This window comes from Bartonella sp. AA9NXGY, from assembly GCF_042196845.1.
In the GTDB taxonomy this organism is placed as follows: Bacteria; Pseudomonadota; Alphaproteobacteria; order Rhizobiales; family Rhizobiaceae; genus Bartonella.
The window spans coordinates 1-575 of the sequence record NZ_JBHIRB010000123.1 but is presented as its reverse complement, the minus strand read 5'-3'; the positions used below and the strand labels follow the sequence as shown (position 1 = coordinate 575).

The window sequence follows — 575 nt, the reverse complement described above, 5'->3', positions numbered from 1 at the left end:
TGGCGTGAATCACGCATTACTTGAAAGTGTTAGGAAGGGTGGGGGTGCTCGTAGATATGCGGGGAACAAAACACCCCATAAGGTTAAGCAGCTTTTGTTGAGAGTTGTTGTATCTCTCGTTCTATCTCTGCTAAAAAGGCTTCAACAACTTGATTGATCTGTTCAATTTGTTGATCATCACGGAAAAAACGGAAGAAGTCACCATCGCATTCCAAAAACCAGAGGGGTTTGATCCAATTGAAAATGCGATTTTGTATCATACAACAAGTGTAGCAAATGAGTTGAGGGTAGAAATGTGGGCCGTTTCCTATGAGGAAGTTGAATGTTCAGGAAACATATGTGATTTTCACTTTAAAAATTCTTTGCCCAACAAAGAGGCAACTTATGGTAAGATAACTTTAGAAGATGAGATAGTATACAAGGCATTTACTTGGAATGAAGAGAGTGAAAGTTCGCTTTTTTTCAAGGGTACCGATGGAATAATTTATCTCACATGATACAGAAAAGACTGTCACACAAGCATTTTCGCATAAACCAACTGTTTCGGGGGTAATACAATCTAGTGGCAATCTCAT

1 protein-coding gene and 1 pseudogene are annotated in these 575 nt (G+C 39.0%); one reads left to right on the top strand and one right to left on the bottom strand.

The features are described from left to right. Positions 1-83: 83 nt before the first annotated feature. Positions 84-191: pseudogene (locus tag ACFIM6_RS10175) on the bottom strand (exonuclease); the annotation flags it as partial. Between ACFIM6_RS10175 and ACFIM6_RS10170 the strand changes: the two are divergent. Further along, a complete protein-coding gene (locus tag ACFIM6_RS10170) occupies positions 150-497 on the top strand; it encodes a hypothetical protein (protein ID WP_375612705.1) in 348 nt (115 codons plus the stop codon). The pseudogene ACFIM6_RS10175 and the gene ACFIM6_RS10170 overlap by 42 nt on opposite strands. The last annotated feature ends 78 nt before the right edge of the window (positions 498-575 follow it).